The organism is Haloarcula amylolytica JCM 13557 (assembly GCF_000336615.1).
In the GTDB taxonomy this organism is placed as follows: Archaea; Halobacteriota; Halobacteria; order Halobacteriales; family Haloarculaceae; genus Haloarcula; species Haloarcula amylolytica.
In genome coordinates, this window is sequence record NZ_AOLW01000010.1 from 122,403 (window position 1) to 138,853 (window position 16,451).

Sequence of the window (16,451 nt, forward strand, 5' to 3'; positions counted from 1 at the left end):
GTACGTGCCCGGCGTACAAAACTCACTGGCTGTGTTCGTCGCAGATGGGTGCCAGCCTACCGGTCGACTTCGCCCATGATAGTGTCCAGACTACCGATCGTCGCCACGAGGTCTGGGATGTACTCGCCACGCGCCATCTCGGACAGCGCCTGGACGTGCGAGAAGGAGGGGCCGCGGATCTTGAACCGGGCCGGCGTCTCCGTCCCGTCCGAGCGGATGTAGATGCCGAGTTCGCCCTTCGCGGTCTCGACGGCGCGGTAGATTTCGGTGTCGGGGTCGGGCCGGAGCGTGCGGGGGACGTTGGCCTGAATCTCGCGGTCGTCCTCGGGCCAGTCCTCCAGCAGGTCGACACACTGGCTGATAATCTTCGCGGACTCCTCTACTTCGCGCAGGCGCACGAGCAGGCGCGAGAAGTTGTCGCCGCCCCGCTCGGTGACGACCGACCAGTCCAGTTCGTCGTAGTAGCCGTAGGGGTCGTCTCGCCGGAGGTCGTAGTCGACACCGGAGGCGCGGGCGACTGGGCCGGTACAGCCGTAGGCCTTCGCAGTTTCGGCCGGGAGGTGGCCCGTGTCGACCGTCCGCACCTGGAGGATCTCGTTGCTGGTGAGCATGTCGTGGTACTCGGTGAGCTTGTGGGGCAGGTCGTCGAGGAACGCGCGTATCTTCTCGAAGAACGCCTCGCGGGGCTCGGGCAGGTCCCAGGCGACGCCGCCCAGCCGCAGGTAGTTGAACATCAGCCGCTGGCCGGTGAGGTCTTCGAGGATGTCCTGGACGAGTTCGCGGTCCCGGACCCCCCACTGGAAGGTGGCGGTGAACTCGCCGACTACGTCCAGCGCGTAGGTCGCGACCGCGAGCATGTGCGAGAGGATGCGCGAGAGCTCCCCGCCCATCGTCCGGATGACCTGGGCGTAGGCCGGCACCTCGATGTCGGCGAGGTCCTCGGCCGCGCGGGCGTAGGCCCACTCGTTCAACAGCCCGGCCCCGCCCCAGTCCCAGCGGTCCGGGTACGGCATGATCTGGTGGCGGTAGGTGCCCTGCTGACACATCTGTTCCTCACAGCGGTGGATGTAGCCGATGTCTGGGTCGACGGCCGCCACCTGCTCGCCGTCGAGTTGGGCGTTCAGGTGCAGGACGCCGTGAGTCGAAGGGTGGTGTGGCCCCATGTTGAGGTGCATCGTCTCCGGCCCCTCGCGGCGGTCTTCGAGCAGGCGCTCGTGCTCGCGAAAGGAGACGACCTGTGGCTGGTCCTGATTGTAGTCCCGGCTCAGCGGGTGGCCCTGCCAGGTCTCGGGCAGGAGAATGCGCCGGAGGTCAGGGTGGTCCGCGTACTCGATGCCGACCAGGTCGTAGGCCTCCCGCTCGTGCCACGCCGCCGTCGGGTACACGGGTGCGGCTGACTCGCTGCTCGGCGACTCCCTGGGCGTCGGAACGACGACCGAGAGTTCCTGTGTCGGGTCGGCGTAGCGCCGCAGGTGATAGATCGTTTCGAACCGGTCGGCGTACTCCTGTGCCGTGACGCAGGCGCAGTGGTCCAAGCCGACATTCTCTTTCAGCGTCGAGAGGACGGTCTGTACTTCGTCAGCGCGGATGACGACAGCCGGAGCGTTCTCGTGGCGTTCGGTGGAGAGGACGTGGTCGGCAATCGGCTCGATAAGCGGATGGACGTCGTCGGTGCGGTGGACTGTCTGGGCCATCTCAGTGTCCGTGCGTTCGGCGGCCGAGTGCCTCGGACTATCCCCTCACGCCCGAGGTTATTTTAAATACTGCTCGGAACAGCCAGGTATGAAATACGTCACGCTCTCGCTGTGGATGGCCCCCGAGGTCCGCCACCCGATGCATCAGTTCGTCGTCGAGCACGACGGCTACGAGGCGAGCTATCTCCTCCGGGGCAACGACATAGGTGCCGACCTCCAGACGCTGCTGTTTCATGTCGACGGCTTCCCGCCGGAGCCCTACCGGGCGGCGCTGGAACAGGCTGACACCGTCCGGGAGTACGCCATTTCGACGTGCCCCGACGAGACGTTCTACCTCTACGTACAGGACTCGCCGTCGGCGACCGGCCACGACCTCGTCGACGCGCTCACACGGGCCGGCCTGGTCATCGTCTCGCCGGTGGCCTACCGCGCCGACGGAACGGTCGGGCTCACGCTGGTCGGCCCGGGCGGGACGGTCCAGCAGGCAGTCGAGACGGTGCCCGACGGCGTCTCCGTCGACGTTCGGGAGGTCGGGGAGTACGACAGCCGGCGGCTCGATACCGGGGCGGCGCTCACCGACCGGCAGTTCGAAGCTGTCGCCGCTGCCGTCGACTGCGGGTACTACGCTGACCCCCGCGAGGGCGGTGTCGACGACGTCGCCGCCGAACTGGGCTGTGCTCCCGGAACCGCTGCCGAACACCTTCGGAAGGCCGAGGCCCATGTGATGGCTGACGTACTCGAACAGCGGCCCGCATCAGCGGAATAGCCCGCTCTGTACGGTAACCGCCGGAGCGGCCGACTACTGTTTGCCTTCCCGAAAAACTATAAACTCTGGAACAGTGTCTACTAATGCTGGATTGCGAACACACCACAGGGGCCAGCGGTGGCCCGACTCAGGACGACACTGATCATGGACACAGTAACTATCGACGACGTACCGGTCGAACGGAACCCGATGCAGGTACACGATATCCGCAAGCCCGTCTCCCGAAAACTCGGGACCGAGCATTTCGCGGCGAACTACTTCGAACTCGAACCCGGCGACTCCTTCTCGGGGAGCCTCCACCGCCATCACGACCAGGAAGAAGTGTTCTACATCGAGCAGGGACAGACCACCTTCGAGGTGGGCCTCGACCGCGAGGAGGTCGACGTCTCGGGCGGCGAACTCATTCGCTTCGAACCCGGCGAGTTCCAGCAGGGATACAACGCCGGCGACGAGCGCGTCGTCGGCTGGGCCTTCGGCGCGCCCGGTGCAACTCACGACTGGGACGAGATAGAATCGAGAGCGCACTGCCCGGAGTGTGACGCGGAGACGACCCAGAGCGTCGCCCTCGCCGAGGGCCGGTTCGAACTCACCTGTACCGACTGCGGGAACGTTCAGGGCTAGGACCCACTTCTGTCGCTCTCGTGATTGGAAACAGGTGTTTGTACAGCCAGAAAGCCCCGGCCGGCTGAACTCGGGGGACTCGCTGCGCTCCTTGTCACTCCCTCCGGTCGTTCCTGTGGTGCTTACATCGCCCGCCTTCGTCCAGCCGCCCACCGGGAGACCTGCGGTCTCCCGAGCAGTCGGCGCACAGCGCCGACAACGCCCCTTTCAGTCCCGCCCAGCATTCTTTGTCCAACCGGCTACGGCTGGGACTGAAAGGGGCCGCTCGCTCGACGTTCGAGGCGATGCAAGCACTGACGAGCGACGTTGAGGAGCGAGGAAGCGCGCAGCGAGTCGCAGGAGTCGAGCGAGCGGGGGCTTTCTGGCTCTTTGCATAAACAACGACCCCGTCAGTCATTCCACCCGCTGCTATAGTAACAATTGAAACGATTTACACACTGATCACACTGCCATCGTGCGATCAGGTGTGCATTGATTTTCAATGGCTACTATAGCCCGCAATTCATATCGCATCGCGTCACGAAGCCCGGGTATGTCACTGGCCGACCTGGAGTGGCGCGTCATCGGCGAGGAAACACGACCCGGACCGATGACGATGGCGCTGGAAGCGGCCGCTGCCGAAACCGTCGCCGCTGGCGGTCCGGCAACGGTTCGAGTGTACACCTGGCCCGATACGCTGTCGCTGGGCTACGGACAGGACCCCGACACGATCGACTGGGAGTTCTGCGAGCGCGAGGACGTTGGGGTGACGCGACGGCCCACCGGCGGTGGGGCGATCTACCACGACAGCGTGGCTGATATCTCGTACGGCATCATCGCGCCGGCCGAGGCCGTGCCGGGCGACCTGATGGCGTGTTACGAGCAGTTCTGCGAGCCGGTGCTCGAAGCGTTCGAACGCATGGGCGTCGACGCGTCGTTTGCCGACGACGAGCGGTCGGCGGTCCACCAGCCGGCCTGTTACCTGCGGCAACTCCATCCGGCCCACGATATCGTCGGCCCCGATGGCCGCAAACTCAGCGGGAACGCCCAGTACCGCCAGAAGGACGCCGTCATCCAGCACGGTTCCCTGTCCGTCTCGCTGCGCCCCGACCGCCACTGCGGCTGTTTCACCGCCGACCCCGACTCGGAGCGGTTCACCGAACGCGTCGGAGCGATAGACGAGTACGCCGATATCGACCGCGCCGAGGCTGTCGAGACGCTCCGCTCGACGCTGGCCGAGTGGGTCGACGCGACCGAGGGCTCGTGGACGGACGACGAACTGGCATGCGCACGCGAGCACGCGGAAGAGAAGTTCGACGCAGACGAGTGGATTCGACGGTCGCCCTGACGCTGGCGGTGCGGTCCGGCGATGACGGCCGTGCCGGGCCACCACGAGCCGCGTCCTATCCTGAAAGATCGCCCTTCAGAGTGTTTCTTCGACAAACTGCGAGATAAGGCGGTCCTCGGCAGTCCGGAGCTGGTACTGCACGGTCGACCGGGGCTCGTCTAGTATCGATGCGAGGTCCTTGACCGAGACTTCCCGCGGCCGTTCGTAGTAGCCGTGGGTCACGGCGGCCTTCAGCACCCGCCACTGTTGGGGCGAGAAGTTCGTCGCGACCCGTTCGGTGGCCTTCCAGTTTCCGGCACTGGTGATGTGAGACACCGAGAGCGTGACGCCGTCGCGGAGGCTCGATTCGATTCTGTCGTACACCTCGCCGATGGGGTTCGACCCCGGATAGAGGACGCGCCAGCGGTACTCGTCGCCAGTCCGCCGGGATTCGAAGATAGTCCCCTCACTGACGTGCCGGTGCAGGAAACTCGGCAGCGACTGACAGCCGCTGATTTCGCGACGTAACGTGTACACTGTCCGTGACGTTTCCCCGCGGTCCAGCATGTGGTACGTCCGCGTCGTCTCACAGCTCACGACGTCGAAACACTCGTTACAGCGGTCTTCGTCCAGAAAGACCTCGTCGAACGCGTTCAGGGCCTCGGGGGTCCCTTTCGCGTGGTCGAGTCGCCACATGTGGTCGTCACCGACGAAGATGGCCGAGGACCACACAGAGAGGCTTTCGTACTGCCGGAACACGTCCATCAGGCTATCGGCTCCCGCGTCGAACTGCAAGACGAACTCGAACTCGCGTGTTTCATCAACTGCGGCCTGTGATTCGGTCATTTGGCTATGACTAACTTATCGAGACCGGTATAAGCCGATTACCAGTCAACTGAAGACGCTCAAAACTAGATAGTTGGCTATTGATAAGAATACGTGGTCGATTCACCGTGACCCTCACGCCTGCAATGACGGGCTACGAGGGTGGGCTGTCCAGCGTTCCTGACAACAGATCTACGTCACCGTTTTGTGGCAACCCGGCCAAGCAGTGGCATGGTCTCGTCCCCCGCTGATGACGACGCTGCCGACACCTCCGCCGACCCTCAGGCAGCCGACGGCAGCGCCGCAACGCTTTCCGAAGAAGAACTGTACGCGGTTGTTCGGGTGGCTACCGAGGACGCAGTGCTTGGCGCGCTCGGCACGCTCATGTTGGTCGGTATCGGAATCGTACTGGCCTCTTGGGGCGCAGCGTTACTAATGTCAGCAACGCCGCTTCCAGCGGCTATCGGCGTGGTTCTCGTCCTGTTCGGTGCATACCTCGCGCTATCGAGCCTCCGCATGATCCCGCCCGTTCGCGAGTGGGTCTGAGGCGGTCGGGTATCTCTGTTCCCCGGTCTGTCGTCCCGCTCCGGCGAAATCCGGACACGAGCTATAACCGACCGTAGCACTCCGGAACCTCTTTTGTCGGGCATCACCGACCGGTGTGCATGGTACGAGTCGGGGCGCACACCTCTATCGCCGGCGGCGTCTACAACGCCGTCGAGGAACAGGTCGAGTACAGCGGCAACTGCGGGCAGATATTCTCCCATTCGCCGCAGGTCTGGCAGGACCCGAACATCGACGACGACGAGGCTGAGCAGTTCCGCGACCTCGCAGCCGACCACGGCGTCGGCCCGTGGGTCATCCACTCGTCGTATCTGGTCAACCTCTGTACGCCCAAAGACGACCTCCGCGAGAAGTCGCTGGACTCCATGCAGAAGGAGGTCGACGCCGCCGCGAAGCTGGGCATCGAGTACGTCAACGTCCACCTCGGCGCTCACACCGGCGCGGGCGTCGACGGCGGCTTGGACAACGCCGCGAGCGTGCTGGACGACCTCGACATCCCCGAGGGGGTCACCGTGCTGGTCGAGTCCGACGCGGGCAGCGGGACGAAACTCGGCGGCCAGTTCGAGCACCTGGCGACGGTCCGGGAACGAACCGACCAGGACATCGAGTTCTGTCTCGACACGGCCCATATGTTCGCTGCGGGCTACGACCTCTCGACGCCCGAGGCCGTCGAGGAGACGCTGGCGGAGTTCGACGAGGTCGTCGGCTTCGAGGACCTCGCCTGCGTCCACCTCAACGACTCCAAACACGAGTGCGGGACGAACAAGGACGAACACGCCCACATCGGCGAGGGCCACATCGGCGAGGACGGGATGCGCGCGTTCGTCAACCACGGCGCCATCCGCGACGTGCCGCTGGTGCTCGAGACGCCGACCGAGAACGGCAAGAGTTTCGCCTGGAACATCGAGCGCGTCAAAGAGCTGCGCGGCGAATAGACGCCGCTATCGAGCGCACGTATCCGATCTCCTCGATTCTGTGAGGGAGCGCGAGCGCGTTCGACCGCGGTACTTTTTAGGTCGACTCGACTCTGCGGAACTGTGCGCAGGTTCTCCGCCGACTACCTCGAAACCACCCGCCGGGGGATGTGGGCCGACTCCCGCGCGGCGCTCACGGACTTGCAGTTGGGCGAGTGCGAGCGCGTCCTCGACGTGGGGTGTGGGACCGGCGAACTGACCCGCGTCCTCCGCGAGGAGACCGACGGAACGGTCGTCGGCCTCGACGCCGATACGGACCTGCTGGCCGCCGCCGGCGACCCGACCGTCTGCGGGGACGCCACGCGGCTCCCCTTTGCCGACGACAGCTTCGACCTGGTGGTGTGTCAGGCGTTGCTCATCAACCTCCCAGACCCCGAGGTCGCGGTTCGGGAGTTCGCCCGCGTCGCCACCGACCGCGTGGCCGCCATCGAGCCGAACAACGCCGCCGTCACCGTCGAGTCGACCGTCGACGCGGAACCGATACTGGCCCGCCGCGCTCGTCGGCTCTTTCTCGATGGCGTGCGAACGGACGTCACCCTCGGTAGCGACGCCGCCGACGTGTTCCGCGACGCGGGGCTGTCCGTCGTCTCGACGACACAGTACGACCAGGAGCAGCGCATCGAGCCGCCCTACGACGACGCGGCGATGCAGGCGGCCCAGCGGAAAGCCACTGGAACCGGACTGGCACACAACCGCGAGACGATTCTCAACGGCGATGCGACGCCCGCCGAGTACGACGCGCTCCGCGAGCGCTGGCGGTCGATGGGCCGGGACGTAATCGAACAGATGCAGGACGAGGCCTACGAACGCCGCGAGACGGTCCCGTTCTTCGTTACTGTCGGCGCGGTTCCGTGACCCGCTCGCTCCCGGCGTCGGGGAGCAGGTAGCCCGCCAGTCCGTAGACTGCGATGTCCAGCAGGCTGGCGACCAGTCCGACGACGCCGCCGACGACAGCGGCGACACCGGCCCCGATGAGAAGGACCAACAGCACCGCCTGGAGGCGGACCCCGCCGCTCTGGAGCGTCGGCACGAGTGCCACCGCGAACAGTCCCAGCAGGAACGCGATACCGGTGGCACACCCGGCCGCAACTCCGTGGAGGACGAGGGGCTGCAATGTGGCATCCCCGAGCGCCACCCGGCTGTGGACCCACCGAACGGCCAGGACGAACAGCGCCCAGAGGTAGCAGAAGACGGCCACGCCGACGAGGGTGTTCAGCCCGGCGAGCAGGTCGGCGAGACCGGCGCTCGCGTGAGCGGCGAGGACGCCGAGCAGGACGAACAGGGCGGTGTCGAACGTGGCGAGCGTCCACGTCACGAGCGAGACCGGTCGCGCGTTGGCCCGTTCCGCGGTGTGTGCTGGCTCGGTCTCGGCCCCGGTCGTTATCTCGCTTTCAGCTCTCCGCTCACGGCGGTCCTCAGCCATGTGCGAGGACCTCCGCGAGGACGACGATACCGAGGAGGACCGCTGCCGTCACGCCGTACGCCCGCGAAAGCGTTCGCAGAAGGGTTGGGGACAGGTCACCGGATGTTGCCTCGCGGTCGCTGGCTTGAACGAGGAGGAGCGTCCGGACGACCGATCCCACGACGAGGGCGACGACGACGACGAGTTTCACCAGCAGGGTCCGTCCCCAGTCGGTTCCGGGACCCGGCGGTCCGAGCGTGCCGAGGTTGCCGACGCCGGTGAACACGAGCACGCCGACGCCGGCCCAGAACAGCCACTCGAACTGTCGCGCGGGCGCGAGCGAGGCGATAGCGCCGCTCCGATAGCTGTACCAGAGGAGGGTCGTACCGCCGACGAGGGTCGCCATCGCGAGGACGTGGAGGGTTCGAATCGGGAGGGCTGCCATAGCTGTCGCTTCACCCGCAGGTCGCAAAGAACACAGGGGTCAGTTTGACTGGTCGATTGTCACCACGTTCTCACCCGTCGCCACGTTGTACCGCGTCGACGGGTCGACAGTCAGGCTGACGACGCCGCTGTCGAGCGTGTCCGGGCGCTCGAACCTGACGACCGTCGACCGGGCAGTGAAATCTTCCGTGTACATACAGGGCTGCGTGTAACAGCCGAACGCGTGGATGCCGTCCGCTGTCTCCTCGATGCGTTTCAGGTGGGGGACGATCGAACCGGACCCCCAGCCGGTCTGGACGACGAGCACGGCGTGACTCTCGAAGTCGGTGTCGGCGGCGAGACTGTACGCGTCACCGCTGTTGTCTTCGAGTCGCTCGATGTCGTCGGCGTCTGTCAGCAGTGTCGCGTAGAGCTGGTCACCGTTGTCGTTTGAACCCGTCCGTAGCCCTTCGTCGGCAAACAGCGTCCCTCGCGTCGACGCCTGCTCGAACGACAGCGACGGCTCGGCCGGCATGTTCGCACAGAGATACAGCGGGTCGCGGTCGCCCTCGCCGGAGTTGTCGAAGTCGCACTCGATGTCCTCGATTTCGTATGGCGGCGTATCGACCCGGTCCAGGTCGCCGGGCAGCCCGTCCGGCGTGTCCGTCGGCGTTTCGTCGTCGGTGGCCGTCTCCGTGCCGCCGTCCTCCGTCTCGGTGTCGGTGGCTCCGTCGTCCGTCTCGGTGCCGGGAGCAGTTCCCGGCGACGGATGCGTGCGTGTTTCCGTGCCGCCGTCCCCACTGCCGTTCCCGCCCGGCGCGAGACAGCCGCTCAGGGCACCCATTGCCATGCCACCGACCAGTCCCAGGGTCGCTCGTCGCGTCCGTTGCATACGATTCCCTTCCCGTGGTGTGGGTGTATCCCTTCCGTTCGCTCAAAATCGCGTTGTAGTTGTCATGGACTGTGTTCGCGCCCGGCGGCCCCATGCGGGGCGATGTTGACCGCCGATAGACCCTTGCGGGGCGAGCAGCTACGGACGACACGTACCGATTCGCGTCTCTACATGATACCACCGCTCGTCCGCCGCTGTCCGGAGTGCCGACACGTTACCTGGAGCCGTCGGTTCGCTGCCGTCGACGACGGCGAGCGCGGCTCGGGGCTCGTCGAGTGTCCCGCCTGCGGACACCGATTCTCGACGGTCGACGCGCCCTGGCTGCAGTAATCGGCCTACCAAAGCCGGCGGCGACCGCCTACACCACGTCGCCCCGAACCGTCGCTCCCTCCTGCTGTGCCCGGTACTCTTTGACCGCGTCGGCGGCATCGCCGGCCTCCGTCTCGTCCATCCCGAGCATCGACAGCGACTGGGTCAGCGTCGGGAAGACGAACTCGTTGTCACGGAGCTTCTGGAACGCGTCGGGCGACCGTTCGCCGTCGAGCCACAGGCAGGCCCCGCGCGGGTCCAAAATCTGTTCGTAGTCGTTTCGCATCTTCGCCCCCTTGAGCCGCTGGGTGACGTTGTCCTCGAAGGAGGCGTTACACACCTCCAGGTGGACCGGCTCGTCGTCGTTCAGGAGGTGGGCGGCGAGGCACTTTTCGGGCGCAGCGTGGCCGTTGGCGTTCGCGCGGATGTACTCGGGATGCTCGTCGGCCCACGCGGCGCGGACGGTCTTGCCGACGCCGTCGACGCCGTGACTGCGCTGGAACTCCTCGGCGCGCTCTGGCGCGTCCTTGAACAGGATGTCCTTGGTGACGTACACGTCCAGTCGCTCGACCGGGTCCAGCCCGAGCGCCACGTCGCCGTACACCCACACCTCCCGGACCGGGACCGGCATCGTCTCGTCCTCGACTGTGGCGACGATTTCCTCGACCCGCTCGACTGCCTCCGGACGGTCCAGACTCATTGTCTCCGCTACCAGTTGCGTGGCCTAAACGCTGACTCTCCGTGCCCGTCATGTCGCGTGTCGCCCGTACCATGTCGGGGTGGTCGATCTATGCCACGCCGTAGTGGTCAGCTCCGGACGTGGTCGGCCGCGATTTCGCTCCCTTTGACACAGGCGACGGTGCCAAGGCCTGGCCATGTGGTGTCACCGGCGAGGTAGAACCCCTCGACGCCCACGTCCTGTGGGACGGCCCCCTGGTTCGCGTTCGCCGGCGTCTGCCTGTATCCCCCGACAGCCCCGCGGGGTCTGTTCGTGAACTGTTCGTAGGTGACCGGCGTCGCCACCTCGGAGACGACCGGATCGGTCCCGAGGTCGGGATAGACGGTCCGGCCGCCTGCAAGTAGTTGCTCGCGAGCGGCCGCCTTCTGTTCCCCGTAGGCCGCCTCGTCAAGGCCTTGCCACGGCTCGACTGCACAGTGGGTGGACAGCATGACTGCCCGGTGCCCTGCCGGTGCGCTCACGTCGTCACCCGGCGCGGAGACGGAGACGAACATGTTGTTCCCGTTGCCCAGCGGTTCGTCGTAGGCCTGCAGAATTTGGTGGTGCGTCCGCTCGCGGCTGTCGACCTCGGCTGCCGGGACGCCGAGAAACAGCACGACTGCGCTCCCTTCGTGGGCTTGCAGCATCGAACAGTAGTCGTCGAGTCTGTCGCCGACGACCGTCGGCGCGAGGCTTCTGGTAACGGGGACTGGGACAGTGCTGACGACCTGGTCTGCGTCGACCGGACCAGCCGCCGAGTCCACGCGAAAGCCGCCGTTGGAGTCGGTCACCGCAGTCACGGTTCGCCCGGTCTCGACTCGCCCGCCGATGTCCGTGTACTGGTCGACGAAGGACTCCCAGAAGCCGTACATCCCACCGGTCGCCCGGCCCAGCCCCGTCCGACGGATCGTCATCCCGAGGACGGCGTTCAACAGCGGCGCGTCGTCGAGCGTGGCATGGACCGTATCCTCGACGAGCATCGAGACGACTGCTCGGAGCGGTCGGTCGTCGTACACGCCGTGGTCGCGCATCGCGTCGGCCATCGTCCAGCGGAGATATCTAGCCAGCGGAAGGTCCCGAAGGCCGACCGCGCGGGCGTTCCGAACGAGGTCGCCGACGCTCCGTATCGGCATCTTGACGTCTGTTCTGGTGAGCCGCCAGAGCCGCGCCGAGAGGTCGTCGATGAAGTCGTAGAACGCGAGATGTCGCTTGTCGTCGCCGAGTTTCGTACGCCGCTCGGCGTCCCAGTCGGCTTGGTCGCGGTACAGCGTCACTGTCCGGTCCGGCAGCCAGACATCGTAGGCGTCCTGTATCGCTATCGCTGGGGGATCGAAGCCGACGGCCGACAGTAGCTTGCCGCCGACACCCTCTGGCACGAAATCGACGAGTGTTGTCGCGCCGACGTCGAACCGGAACCCCGCCCGCTCGTAGTAGCCCGCACAGCCGCCGACGCTGTGGTGCTGTTCGAGAACGACCGTCGAGTAGCCGTCTGCCTGCAATCGTGCGGCCGTGCTCATCCCGGCGACACCGCCGCCGATGACGGCCACGTCCGCGGACTCAGTTCCCATGACTCCCCACCTGTGAGAGTATCCCGCACCCACTCGTCGCGGTGAGGACTGTGACTCGTCCGAGTTCGTTTTGCCGGCACAGACTCATTGGTCCAGCTACATGTGTGGCGGTCTAAATAGTATCTACCGGGAGCCGAACACTCATCTGTCAGTGCGGTGTCTCCGCCGATATGTCATCCCTCCAGACGCAGTTCCGGGATCTGGCGACATGGGCCGACGACTCCTCCCCCCTGTACGCCCACCTTTGCCACCACGCCGCGACGGACCGGCAAATACTGGACCTCGCGGCGACCGCACCGGCGGGCCGCCAGGCCCCGCACCTCCTGCTGGCCGCGGTCCAGTACCTGCTTCGGCGTCACCCGGACCACCGGCTGGCCGAGTACTATTCGAATGTCTCCCCGTCGGCGCGCGATCCCGACGAGGAGTGTTTCCCGGCCTTCCGCGCGTTCTGTCTCGACCATGCCGACGACATCCGGGCGCTCCTGCGGAGTCGGCGCACGCAGACGAACGCGGTGCGGCGCAGCGCGGTCCTCTATCCGGCCGTCGCACAGGTGGCCCGCGCCGCCGACGGGCTGCTCGCGCTGGTGGAACTCGGGCCGAGCGCCGGCCTGAACCTCCTGTTCGACCGCTACCGCTACGATTACGACGGTCGCGTAGTGGGTAACGGCGACTCACTAGTCACCATCGAGAGCAGCGTCCGGCGCGGCGATCCGCCGCTTCCAGAGACCCCTCCAGCTATCCGCTCCCGGGTTGGCATCGACCGCAATCCGCTCGACGTGACCGACGAGGCCGACAGGGACTGGCTCCGCGCGCTCGTCTGGCCCGAACACGAGGCGCGGCGCGCCGTTTTAGACGGTTCGCTGTCGGTTGCGCGGGACGACCCACCCGAGCTTATCGAGGGCGATATGCTCGATGACCTGCCAGCGGTACTCGACGAGATTCCGTCCGACGTACCGGTCTGTGTCGTGAACACGCTCGTGCTGTATCAGGTCTCGGCGGAACTGAGCGAGGCGCTGACGGCGTTTCTCGAAGAGTTGATGGCCGAGCGCCCGCTGCACTGGCTCACCGGTCAGCGGGACCTGTCGGGCGGCGAGTCGGTGGGGCTGGACTGGAGGCGCTGGACTGATGGCGACATCGAAACGACACGTCTCGCCGACTACGAGCCACACGGGGCGTGGCTATCGTGGCGGCCCTGAGCGCACCAACTGGCTACCCACGCCGGCAACACGACGGGCGGCTGTCAGGCGTTCACCCGGGCTTATGTCTCCGCCGCGGGAACGTCGCGTATGCAGATTCGCGTGTACGACGAGGGGGCTACCCAGGACTGCCTGCTCGTCCTCGGCTGGGGGAACCGGTGTCGACACCGGAACGTCCAGTGGCTCATCGACCAGCTTGCGGCAGCGTACCGCGTCCACGCCGTCGAACTGCCGACACACATCTCCGACTACCGGCGGGAGTGGGTCGGGCCGATTCAGGAGTACACTACCGACCTTGACAGGTTCGACCTGCTCGGGCACAGTGCGGGCGGGCTGACAGCGGCCCACCTCGACGCCGATGGCATCGGCAATCGGGTGTACCTGAGCCCATGGTGGGACAGTGACTTCCCGGTTCCGGGGCCGATGCTCGACGCTATCGCGTCCCTGCCAATCACGAGACCGTTCATCCCGATTGACACGCTGGACGCCGATTCTATCGGCGACCTGGCGACGGCCCGGCAGCTCGTGGACGCCCCGTCGTCGGTTTCACCCGCCTTCCTTCGGACGGTGCTGCGGGCACAGCGGTCGCTTCCCCCGGCCCGGGACGCCGCCGCGGCGTTTTGCTCGCTCACGGACACAGTCGTCGACCCGCGTGCCGTCGGCGAGCGCCTGCCGGCCGACCGCATCCGGCTGTACGACGGCGGCCACGAACTGTTCTCGTCCAGCGGCCGCGAGGACACCGTCGAGGTGGTCCTCGACGCGTTACAGCACGGCCCCGACATGCTGTGAGTGTGGCTGTGACCGATTCGGCACGACCTGGCCTGGCGGGGCCGAGACGAAACCCTCTCACCATTGCGGCCACGACTACTCGTCACGATGGAGTGCGACAAATGCGGCGAGAACGCGGTGTTACACGCGGCCTATTCCGGGCTTCACCTCTGTGAGTCTCATCTCTGCCGAGCGGTCACGAAACGGGTCCGCCGTCGCATCCGCGAGGACGGCCTCGTGTCCGACGACGCCACGGTCGAGGACCCAGAGACCTGGGTCATCGGCCTCTCGGGCGGCAAGGACAGCGTCGTCCTCACGCAGATTCTCCACGACACGTTCGCCGAGGACCCCCGCATCGAACTGGTCGCCCTTTCTATTCACGAGGGTATCGAGGGCTACCGCGACGCGAGTCTGGAGGCCTGCGAGGAGTTGACCGACGACCTCGGCATCGAACACGTCACCGTCTCCTACGCCGAGGAGTTCGGCGTCCAGATGGACGACGTCGTCGAGGACGACCCCGAGGGGATGGCCGCCTGTGCCTACTGCGGCGTGTTCCGTCGGGACCTCCTCTCGGAGTACGCCGAGGAACTCGACGCGGACAAACTGCTGACCGGCCACAACCTCGACGACGAGGCCGAGACGGCGCTGATGAACTTCCTCGAAGGCGACATCTCACAGATCGCCAAGCACTTCGAGGCGTCGCTCGGTCCGTTTGACTCGTCTGCGGACGCGCCTACAGAACAGACGCGCGAGGCGCAAGACCACCACATCCCCCGGGCGAAGCCGCTCCGTGACATCCCGGAGAAAGAGGTCGCGCTGTACGCTCGATTCAAAGACCTCCCAGCACACATCACCGAATGCCCCCACGCCGATGAGGCCTACCGCGGGGAGATTCAGGAGCTCATGCTCGGACTGGAGGAGAACCACCCCGGCACGCGTCACTCGATTATGGCTGGCTACGAGAAGCTCGCCGCGTTAGCCGCCGATACCTACGGCGGCGAGAACGGCGACACTGACTACGGCGAATGCGACAACTGCGGCTCGCCGACGGCGCGGGACCTCTGCCGGAAGTGTAATCTGCTGGACGCGCTGGAAGCGGTCTGAGCGAAGTCTCGTTTGTCAGACACCGCTGAGCAAAAGCGTCGCTCACGACCGAAAAACCGAAAGAAGAATTGCGGACGTCGCTACTTGTTCGTCCGGATGACGTCGAGTCCGTTGTTCTTCTCGCGCTGGTCCTGTCCGCCGTCAGTCTCGCTGTAGCCGGTGGTTCGACCGCCGCTGTTCTGACTCCCGCTGTTCGGGGCGGGGCTGTCGAAGCTCTCGACGTTGTCGGACGCGTCGAATGACGTGTCGTCACCGACTTCCTGAATCGCCTCGCGGGACTTGTTGGCCTGCTTCTGGGTCGTCGGACCGAGCACCTGGGCGGACTGGACGCCGGTCATGATAGCCATGACCCGCACCTTGCCCTTGTACTCTTCCTGAATCCGTGCGCCCCAGATGACGTTGGCGTCGGCCTCGAGCCGCTCGGTGATGTTCTGTGCGATGCCCTCGGCCTCCTTCAGCGTGAGGTCCGGGCCGCCGGTGATGTGGACCAGGCCGCCGCTCGCGCCGCGGTAGTCCACGTCGAGCAGCGGATGGTTCATCGCGTCCTTGACGACCTCTTCGGTCTTGTTCTTGTCCTGGGTCTCGCCGACCAGCATCACCGCGACGCCGCCCTGGTTCATGATGGATGTCATGTCGGCGTAGTCGAGGTTGATGAGGCTCGGCTGGGTGATGGTCTCGGAGATGCCCTTGACGGTCTCGGCGATGATCTGGTCCATCACGGAGAACGCCTTGCCGATTGGCAGGTTCGGGACGTAATCGAGCAGGCGGTTGTTGTCCAGCACGATGATGGAGTCCGCTTCGTTGCGGAGCTTCTCCAGGCCTTCCTCGGCCTTGACCGTGCGGGCCCGCTCGACGTTGAACGGCGTCGACACCATGCCGACGACGATTGCGCCCTGTTCCTTGGCGATCTTCGAGACGACCGGGGCTGCACCGGTCCCGGTTCCGCCACCCATGCCGGCGGTGACGAACACGAGGTCAGCGTCGCCCAGCACTTCCTTGATGGTGCCCTGTGCCATCTCCGTGGCGCGCTCGCCCATCGACGGGTCGCCACCGGCACCGAGGCCGTTGGTGAGGGACTTGCCGACCAGAATCTTCGTGTCGGCTTCGATCATCTTGAGGTGCTGTTTGTCCGTGTTGATGGCCACGGTGTCAGCGCCCTCGACGCCGATGTTGTACAGGCGGTTGACGGTGTTGTTGCCGGCGCCACCACAGCCGACGATGACGATGCGCGGGTCTCCGAACCCGTCGACGTCCTCGTCGGACATCTTCTTCTTTTCTTGCTCGTCGCGTTCGAGGGCCTCGTTGACGATATCCTGCATCG

Annotated in this window: 18 protein-coding genes; 10 read left to right on the plus strand and 8 right to left on the minus strand. The window is 65.8% G+C overall.

What is annotated here, in order from left to right:
- Positions 1-56: 56 nt before the first annotated feature.
- Positions 57-1,694 (minus strand): NADH-quinone oxidoreductase subunit D, encoded by a 1,638-nt coding sequence (locus tag C442_RS04185; protein WP_008308084.1) that lies wholly within the window; start codon positions 1,692-1,694, stop codon positions 57-59.
- An 88-nt stretch (positions 1,695-1,782) separates the two neighbouring features.
- Here C442_RS04185 and C442_RS04190 point away from each other — a divergent pair, with 88 nt between their 5' ends.
- The 3 genes from C442_RS04190 (at position 1,783) to C442_RS04200 (ending at position 4,408) form a co-directional block, all read left to right on the plus strand.
- Positions 1,783-2,460, plus strand: a complete 678-nt coding sequence (locus tag C442_RS04190; RefSeq protein WP_008308085.1) for a helix-turn-helix domain-containing protein — start codon at positions 1,783-1,785, stop codon at positions 2,458-2,460.
- 144 nt (positions 2,461-2,604) lie between these two features.
- Positions 2,605-3,081: a cupin domain-containing protein gene (locus C442_RS04195; RefSeq protein WP_008308086.1), complete on the plus strand. Its 477-nt coding sequence runs from the start codon at positions 2,605-2,607 to the stop codon at positions 3,079-3,081.
- A gap of 532 nt (positions 3,082-3,613) precedes the next feature.
- A complete protein-coding gene (locus tag C442_RS04200; RefSeq protein WP_008308087.1) occupies positions 3,614-4,408 on the plus strand; it encodes a lipoate--protein ligase family protein in 795 nt (264 codons plus the stop codon).
- 75 nt (positions 4,409-4,483) lie between these two features.
- Here C442_RS04200 and C442_RS04205 read toward each other — a convergent pair whose 3' ends face one another.
- The gene (locus C442_RS04205) at positions 4,484-5,233 is read right to left on the minus strand and encodes a helix-turn-helix domain-containing protein (RefSeq protein WP_008308088.1); all 750 of its coding nucleotides are present in this window, start codon (positions 5,231-5,233) and stop codon (positions 4,484-4,486) included.
- 210 nt (positions 5,234-5,443) lie between these two features.
- Here C442_RS04205 and C442_RS04210 point away from each other — a divergent pair, with 210 nt between their 5' ends.
- The 3 genes from C442_RS04210 to C442_RS04220 all read left to right on the plus strand — a co-directional run bounded on the left by C442_RS04210 (position 5,444) and on the right by C442_RS04220 (position 7,605).
- The gene (locus C442_RS04210) at positions 5,444-5,758 is read left to right on the plus strand and encodes a hypothetical protein (protein WP_008308090.1); all 315 of its coding nucleotides are present in this window, start codon (positions 5,444-5,446) and stop codon (positions 5,756-5,758) included.
- A gap of 119 nt (positions 5,759-5,877) precedes the next feature.
- A complete protein-coding gene (locus tag C442_RS04215; RefSeq protein ID WP_008308091.1) occupies positions 5,878-6,711 on the plus strand; it encodes a deoxyribonuclease IV in 834 nt (277 codons plus the stop codon).
- Between the two features lie 147 nt (positions 6,712-6,858).
- Positions 6,859-7,605 carry a class I SAM-dependent methyltransferase gene (locus tag C442_RS04220; protein ID WP_008308095.1) on the plus strand — a complete coding sequence of 249 codons (747 nt, stop codon included), beginning with the start codon at positions 6,859-6,861 and terminating at the stop codon, positions 7,603-7,605.
- On the opposite strand, the gene C442_RS04225 is transcribed toward C442_RS04220, so the two are convergent.
- Genes C442_RS04225 through C442_RS04235 form a run of 3 tightly spaced genes read right to left on the minus strand, consistent with a single transcriptional unit; the run spans position 7,583 to position 9,467 of the window.
- Entirely contained in the window at positions 7,583-8,173 is a 591-nt protein-coding gene (locus C442_RS04225) for a hypothetical protein (protein ID WP_008308097.1), read from the minus strand. The genes C442_RS04220 and C442_RS04225 overlap by 23 nt on opposite strands.
- Positions 8,166-8,597 (minus strand): CopD family protein, encoded by a 432-nt coding sequence (locus C442_RS04230; protein WP_008308098.1) that lies wholly within the window; start codon positions 8,595-8,597, stop codon positions 8,166-8,168. The genes C442_RS04225 and C442_RS04230 overlap by 8 nt, the downstream gene beginning before the upstream one ends.
- A 39-nt stretch (positions 8,598-8,636) precedes the next feature.
- Complete coding sequence (locus tag C442_RS04235; RefSeq protein WP_049942814.1) at positions 8,637-9,467, minus strand: hypothetical protein; 831 nt, start codon at positions 9,465-9,467, stop codon at positions 8,637-8,639.
- 171 nt (positions 9,468-9,638) lie between these two features.
- On the opposite strand from C442_RS04235, the gene C442_RS22030 reads away from it, so the two are divergent.
- Positions 9,639-9,797, plus strand: a complete 159-nt coding sequence (locus tag C442_RS22030; protein WP_008308102.1) for a hypothetical protein — start codon at positions 9,639-9,641, stop codon at positions 9,795-9,797.
- 28 nt (positions 9,798-9,825) lie between these two features.
- On the opposite strand, the gene C442_RS04245 is transcribed toward C442_RS22030, so the two are convergent.
- Both C442_RS04245 and C442_RS04250 read right to left on the minus strand, forming a co-directional pair.
- The gene (locus C442_RS04245) at positions 9,826-10,476 is read right to left on the minus strand and encodes a DUF7095 family protein (protein WP_004591112.1); all 651 of its coding nucleotides are present in this window, start codon (positions 10,474-10,476) and stop codon (positions 9,826-9,828) included.
- 107 nt (positions 10,477-10,583) lie between these two features.
- The gene (locus C442_RS04250; protein WP_008308105.1) at positions 10,584-12,062 is read right to left on the minus strand and encodes a phytoene desaturase family protein; all 1,479 of its coding nucleotides are present in this window, start codon (positions 12,060-12,062) and stop codon (positions 10,584-10,586) included.
- A gap of 170 nt (positions 12,063-12,232) precedes the next feature.
- On the opposite strand from C442_RS04250, the gene C442_RS04255 reads away from it, so the two are divergent.
- The 3 genes from C442_RS04255 (at position 12,233) to ncsA (ending at position 15,130) form a co-directional block, all read left to right on the plus strand.
- Positions 12,233-13,258 carry a DUF2332 domain-containing protein gene (locus tag C442_RS04255; RefSeq protein WP_008308106.1) on the plus strand — a complete coding sequence of 342 codons (1,026 nt, stop codon included), beginning with the start codon at positions 12,233-12,235 and terminating at the stop codon, positions 13,256-13,258.
- A gap of 90 nt (positions 13,259-13,348) precedes the next feature.
- A complete protein-coding gene (locus C442_RS04260) occupies positions 13,349-14,047 on the plus strand; it encodes an alpha/beta fold hydrolase (RefSeq protein WP_008308108.1) in 699 nt (232 codons plus the stop codon).
- Positions 14,048-14,134: 87 nt separating this feature from the next.
- Entirely contained in the window at positions 14,135-15,130 is a 996-nt protein-coding gene (gene ncsA / locus C442_RS04265; RefSeq protein WP_008308109.1) for a tRNA 2-thiolation protein NcsA, read from the plus strand.
- A gap of 80 nt (positions 15,131-15,210) precedes the next feature.
- On the opposite strand, the gene ftsZ is transcribed toward ncsA, so the two are convergent.
- Positions 15,211-16,449, minus strand: coding sequence for a cell division protein FtsZ (ftsZ, locus tag C442_RS04270; RefSeq protein WP_005537569.1), 1,239 nt, complete (start codon positions 16,447-16,449; stop codon positions 15,211-15,213).
- Positions 16,450-16,451: the final 2 nt, after the last annotated feature.